Below are 6,624 nucleotides of genomic sequence, written 5' to 3' on the forward strand. Positions count from 1 at the left end.
GATATAGTAAATCGCATAAGATATATGCAGGATTTGAACAGATACGACAGAAATTTATTAGATACAATAAGACAAAACGAGAGTGAACTTTTAGAATTAAGCCTTGTTTACGAAGCGGAAAACGCAATTTTGCTCGAACTTTTAAGCGAACGACAAGAAGAAAACGAACGCGTAAATTCACAAATTTCAGAGAGAAGAACATTTTTAAGGCAAATCAGAAGCGAAAGAGACCGATGGGAAACAACGATAGCCGAAAACAAAGTCGCGCAAGAAGAATTGAGCAGAACAATAGAAAGCCTTATTGCCGAAATCGCCCAAAGAGCGATAGAAGAAGAGGCGAATTTTGCCGAACAAAGAGGCGCATTGCCTTGGGCGGTAAACGGCAGAGTAATAACAAATTTCGGCAGAATTGTCCACCCCGAATACAGAACCACTATCGTCAATAACGGAATTGGAATAGAGGCGCCAAACGGCACGCCGATACAATCTGTCGCCGCGGGAGTGGTAGAATTTATAGGCAGAATGCGCGGCTACGGAAAACTTATGATAGTAAATCATTTCAACGGATTTTTGACAATTTACGCGCACTTAGACGAAAGCCGCGTTGAAAGAGGCGCAAGAGTAAGGCAGGGACAGGTTATAGCGACAGTCGGAGAAAGCGGCTCTTTAGTGGGAAGCAAACTACACTTTGAAATCCGCCGCAACAACGTCGCCGAAGACCCTCTGGAGTGGCTTGTCAGAAGATAATACCCAAAAACAAATCAGAGATTACTGTTAAAATAACTCGGGTCGTCTCTGAATTCCCACTGATTTGCTATTCTTTTGAGCCATTTTTCCACAATCGTAATTTCCGTGCGCAACTCGGCTTTCGGTTCTTCTTTGTTTTGTTGTTGTTTCTGCATTAAAAGGTCTCTTGCTATTCTTATGAACGACGCCGCCTTATCTTTATCTTTACCAGCCAAAGCCATAACTACAACAAGATACATACATTCCATTTCCAAAGCAAGATTATCGCAATCCGACTCTTTTATCGCGGCAGAAAGATATTTTTCAGCCTCCTTGCGCGCCTCGGTCGGGTCTTCACCGTTTCTTGCTTTGATGTCTGCATATTTAAGATACTGCTTGCCGATTTTGTAGTTTACGGCAGGAAGCGAATATTCTTTTTCGAGCATTGCGCGCATAATCGAAAGTTCTATGCTTTCAAGTCCTTTTTTTGCGTCTCTGGGACGAAGGAAATATTTCAAATTGCTTTTGGCATCGGGATACCTTGCGTGTCGTTCTTTCTCTTGCATCTTGATGTCTTTAATCAGCGCACTGTGAACAAGCAATTGACTGTCCGTAATTGTTCCGTTAAACGTGTTAACTCTCGTCCAATCTTTTGGGTCGGGCGAAGCAAAAAGACATTTCGGACAAACCGCCGTCTGCAAAACGGTATAATCGACCGCGCCGTATTGCGACGAAGCCGAATAATGCGGAACGATAAGAAGCGTCTCTTCTATTACCAAACTTTTTGAGCGCAGGTGGTATCCGACAACATTGGCATAACGGCAAATTGGGCACACATACTCAAATTCAAAAATGGCGTCGCCAAGCGCTTTTTCGCTTATTTCCGTTTCACTGCCGCCGCTCGCCTTCTGTTCTTTTACTTCTTCCTTAAGTTCGTCAATGAATTTTTGATTTATAATTTCGCCGTATCTTTTAAGATACAAATCGACTAAACTTTCTTTCAGAAAGATGGCTTTCAGTTTTATTCGGATATATTTGTTGGCGTGCGCCCCCTTGTTGCTGGCGGCGGCTTGCGGAGAACTTTCCGGCTTTGCCTGCAAACTTGCGTTGAGATTTATTGTAGGCTCTTCGCCTGTTTCCATGCATCTTAATTCCTCTTTGAACTGCTCCACGAAGCTCAAATTCAAAATCTCGCCGTATTTTTCAATATACTGATTAACCAAATCGTCCTTCAAAAAAAGCGCTTTCAATCGCGTTCTGATAAGATTCCCAGCCATAATCAAAATTCCTTTAACATTTTAAGGTCAATAGTCGCCAATAAATCATCTATAGTTTCCGCGCGACGAATTTTTACAAACTCGCCGTTTTCTCTCATTAAAAATTCCGCGCACTTTGTTTTTCCGTTGTAGCTGAAACCCATAGCAAAACCGTGCGCTCCCGAATCGTGAATTACAAAAATGTCGCCGATTTCAACTTTCGGCAAAGGTCTGTCGATGGCAAATTTGTCGTTGTTTTCACAAAGCGAGCCTGTAATGTCCGCGACAATTTCGTTGGGCGCCTCCAATTTTCCAAGTATGCTTATATGATGATACGCGCCGTAAAGAGCGGGGCGCATAAGGTTTGCCATACAAGCGTCAAGCCCGATAAATTTTTTGTATGTGTCTTTTTCGTGCAAAACCGTGCTCGCCAAATATCCGTAAGGTCCCGTTATCATTCGTCCGCATTCCATAAGGATTTTTAGCGGGGCAAGTCCGTTTTTCACAATAATTTCTTCGTATTGTTCTTTTATTTCTAAGCCCAATTTCTGCAAATCAACCGCTTCTTGCTCGGGACGATAAGGAATTCCGATTCCGCCGCCCAAATTCACAAATTCAAACGTAATCCCCAATTTTTTGGAAATATCGCGCGCTTCTTCAAAAAGGATTTTCGCCGTTTCAACAAAATATTTGTAATCAAGTTCGTTGGAAGCAACCATCGTGTGAATTCCGAAACGCTTTACGCCCGCGTTTTTGCAGTATTCGTATCCCGCCAAAAGCTGGTCTTTCATAAAGCCGTATTTTGCCTCGGTAGGGTTGCCGATTATGGCGTTCCCCTTTTTAAGGCTCCCCGGATTATAGCGAAAACACACTAATTCGGGAAGTTTCCCGACGTTTTCTTCATAGTATTTTATGTGCTTAATATCGTCAAAATTTATTATCGCGCCAAGTTCTCTCGCCGCCATAAATTCATGCGCCGGGGTGTCGTTTGCCGTAAAAATTATATTCTCGCCCAAAACGCCGATTTCCTTTGACAAAACAAGTTCCGCAAGCGACGAGCAATCCATTCCGAAGCCTTCTTCTTTAAGTATTTTCATAAGATACGGATTAGAATTCGCCTTTACCGCAAAATACTCCTTAAAATCCGCCCAAGCAAAAGCGGCTTTCAGATTTCGCGCATTTTCGCGTATCGCTTTTTCGTCGTAAACATAAAATGGAGTTTGCTCAATTTGTCGCAAACCCTCAATCTGTTTCTTTGAAAACGGCACTGTTTTTTTCGGCATTTTTTCTTTTCCTAAACTAAATATGTCGACAAAATAATTACTTTTCGCACTCCCCCGCAAGGGAAATTCGTTTTATGCGACGAATTTAGCTAAATATTAAAAAAGACGGGATATTTTACCCGGTTTGCGAGGAACAGGCGACAAAAAAAGAGCGGTAAAATTCTTACCGCTCTTTTAAGGTTAAACCTTTACCGATTTATGCCGATTCTTGCGGAATATCTGTACGCTTTTCCGCTGATACCTGTTGCTTCGACGATAATCAGGTATGCGCCGTTGGCGACAAATCTGCCTGATTGGTTGGTTAAATTCCAGACGACGGCATTTTGTAGGGGCGGGGTCTGCCCGCCCAAATCGCCGTTCGTTCTGTTTTCAGGGCGGGCAAACCCCGCCCCTACACCGTCCGTCGAAAACACAACATTTCCCAAATTGTCCATAATCCGCAAATTCACCGTTGCGGGCTCAGGGGTGATTACCGAAATTTTGGCGACATCGGAAACTATCACATTTTCGATAAAGATACCGTAGCGACTATCGATTGTTTGTCTGTCGCGAATAAAATTTGGTTTACAAATCAGACAATTTTCGTCATCGCAGGTATGCGGAACATTGCAGTCGGTTCTGCCGCAAGTGCAAGGGTATTTATCGCATTTTGGGTTATGCACATTGCAATATTTATCTTCGCAAGGTGTCGCTTCGCCGTGGGTAAAATACAATTCGTCTGAAATCGTGTTGCAACGACTGCAACTATACCAATATGTTGCCGCCGATGTGCAAGTTGCCGCACTGCGCGATGTTTCTGTGTTTCGAGTTTGTGCGGTAAAATCGTGAATACATAAAAATTGCGGAATGCGGGCGGTCGAAAATATTCCGCCTATGCTAAAGTCAAAATCTTGCAATTCTGCTTTTGTTCGCGATAATCCGTCCTCGTGGTCGCCCGCATTGCCGACGGGGTCTTTGGGATTGCCGCCAGCCGTTATCGTCATTTCAGCAAAAGCAATATTGTTGCTTCGAGTAATTACCGAAAAAGGATTCAACATTCCATACACGCGCCCGACATGTTGAGTCGAAACGCTTACACTCAAATTAAGCGCGGCATTATCTCTAACAGCAAAGGTGTTTGCAAATATGCCGCTGCTAATAGTGCCGACTATACCTCCTGCAACACCACCGGTAGAACTAACCGCAGCCGTAGAATAACAATTTAAGACGCTGGCTTGTTCAACAAATCCGGCTATGCCGCCGACAGAATTTACGCCGCTGATTACTCCTGCAACAAAACTGTTTGTTATTCTGCCCTCTCTGGGGCTGTGTACACCGCCTTCTCTTTCAATATATCCAACTATACCGCCAACATTAAAACCACCTTTTACGTCTGCGTTCTCAAGTCCGAGATTTCTAACTGTGCCGCCCCGTATGAAGCCAAACAGTCCTATTGGATCTCCTGTTGAATTTCCTACGCGGTCGATTTTAAGATTGCTTATCACTTTTCCGTTGCCGTTAAATGTTCCTTGGAAACTGTTTGCTCCGTTAGTTCCAATCGGCATCCACCCCGCGCCGTTGTTGTAGCCGGGATTGCCCTCGGACAAGAATTCTTTGAGGTCGAGGTCGTTCGTTAGTATGTAGTGCGCGCCTCGATAGGTAGTGTTGCCGACGTTTACCAATTCCGCAAGTTTCGCGAGCTCTGCCGCTGTGGATATTTGGAATGGGTCGCTTTCCGTTCCCAGCCCGCTTAATTCCAGTCCGTTCGTCAAAGTTCTGACTTGTAAAGGCAAAGACGGTATTCCGGCAATATAATCGTCTTTAAGTATTGAGCGAGCAAAGATGAAATAATTTGTTCCCGCCGCAAGCCCGCTGAATACAAGTCCGTCCTGCCAGCCGCTTGACGGCGCAGTGTTTGTTGTACTTATTGCATACTCAACCGTTTGTCCGTTTCCGGGAGCGGCAACTGCGTTTATTGTAATGCTGTTGTGCGACCTTGTCGAAAGAGTCGGCGACAAAACAGTCGAAACTTCCATATTGGCAGTGGAAGCTTGTAATGGCAAAGAAGATTTGCCTGCAATATGAGTATCGTTTGCTTTTGAGCGCGCAAAAATAAAATAATTTGTGTTTATGGTAAGCCCGCTAAACACCAATCCGTCTTGCCAGCCATCTATAGGCGCAATGTTTTCCGCACTTATTGCATATTCTACTGTTTGCCCGCTTGCGAGAGGAGGGGGAACCGCAGTTATTGTAATACTGCTATGCGTTCTGTTGCTAAGTTCCGGAGCCGATACTTCCGCGCCATAATCAAAAGTTGTAATTTGCAAAGAGTTGGAGCTTGCTCCTGCCAAATAATCGTTGTTTGCTTTTGAGCGCGCAAAAATAAAATATACTGTTCTCGCTGAAAGTCCCGTAAATGTAAGCGTTTCTTGCCAAGTTTCGGGCGGGGTGTTTGTTGTGCTTATTGCATATTCTACTGTTTGTCCGTTTGCGGGAGCGGCAACTGCAGCTATTGTAATACTGTTAGTCGTTTTTTCAACAACAAGCGCAGGAGAAGAAACTGCTATACCTTGACTAATGGTTTTAACTCCCGGCGCTACAGATGGCAAACCTGCGTAAAAATTGCGGTTTGCTTCTGAACGAGCAAAAATGTAATAAGTTGTTCCCGCCGACAATCCGCTAAATGTGAGAGTTCTCTGCCAACCGCTTATAGGCGCGTGGTTTGTTGTATTTATTGCATACTCCGCCACTTGCCCGTTTTCCGGTGAAGCAACAGCGTTTATTCTAATGCTGTTGAGCGTTCTTTCTGCGACAGTCGGAACCGAAACCCTTGCGCCGACTGCTCTCCTGATTAAAAAAGGAAAACCGTTATTCGTTGTAGAGGCTATATCCCAAGTGTTTACAAAATCCCAGCCCACAAAATTGCTTTGAATCTGAAGCTGTGCCACAGTTCTTGCGGTAATTCCCGCCACCGCGCCGCCCTCTATCGCATGTCCTGCTCCTGCTGAATTGTAATACACTGCAACATATCTATGATTTCCGGCACTTGCTAATCTACCAATTATTCCGCCTACCCGTCTTCCTGCTCCGAATACCGGTGTTCCGTCAGTTCTTATCGTTCCGCTCGCATAAGAGTTTGTAATATTAACAATTCCATGCATTTCCCCTACCAATCCGCCGGCACTAGCAGTAGAAGTATGATTAGTAATAACATTACCGGTTGCGTATGAATTTATTATATTGAGATTAGGAACAGAAACAGCGTATCCCACCAGTCCGCCGGCAAAAATAATATTACCAGAGACGACGGGACCAATATTACTCGTTGCGTATGAATTTATTATTCCGGATACCCCCGCTCTTTCTACTAGTCCGCCGAC

The 6,624-nt window shown here is 44.3% G+C and carries 4 protein-coding genes; 1 reads left to right on the forward strand and 3 read right to left on the reverse strand.

Annotation, left to right across the window (positions count from 1 at the left end; all coding sequences use genetic code 11):
* On the forward strand, positions 1-747 hold a 747-nt coding region (locus FWE23_10990; protein ID MCL2845951.1), incomplete at its 5' end, for a peptidoglycan DD-metalloendopeptidase family protein.
* 14 nt (positions 748-761) lie between these two features.
* On the opposite strand, the gene FWE23_10995 is transcribed toward FWE23_10990, so the two are convergent.
* From FWE23_10995 to FWE23_11005, 3 genes are all read right to left on the reverse strand, one after another.
* Positions 762-2,003, reverse strand: a complete 1,242-nt coding sequence (locus FWE23_10995; protein MCL2845952.1) for a DUF2225 domain-containing protein — start codon at positions 2,001-2,003, stop codon at positions 762-764.
* Between the two features lie 2 nt (positions 2,004-2,005).
* Positions 2,006-3,265 (reverse strand): diaminopimelate decarboxylase, encoded by a 1,260-nt coding sequence (locus FWE23_11000; GenBank protein MCL2845953.1) that lies wholly within the window; start codon positions 3,263-3,265, stop codon positions 2,006-2,008.
* A gap of 188 nt (positions 3,266-3,453) precedes the next feature.
* On the reverse strand, positions 3,454-6,624 hold a 3,171-nt coding region (locus FWE23_11005; protein ID MCL2845954.1), incomplete at its 5' end, for a hypothetical protein.

This window comes from Chitinivibrionia bacterium (assembly GCA_009779925.1).
Classification (GTDB): domain Bacteria; phylum Fibrobacterota; class Chitinivibrionia; order Chitinivibrionales; family Chitinivibrionaceae; genus WRFX01.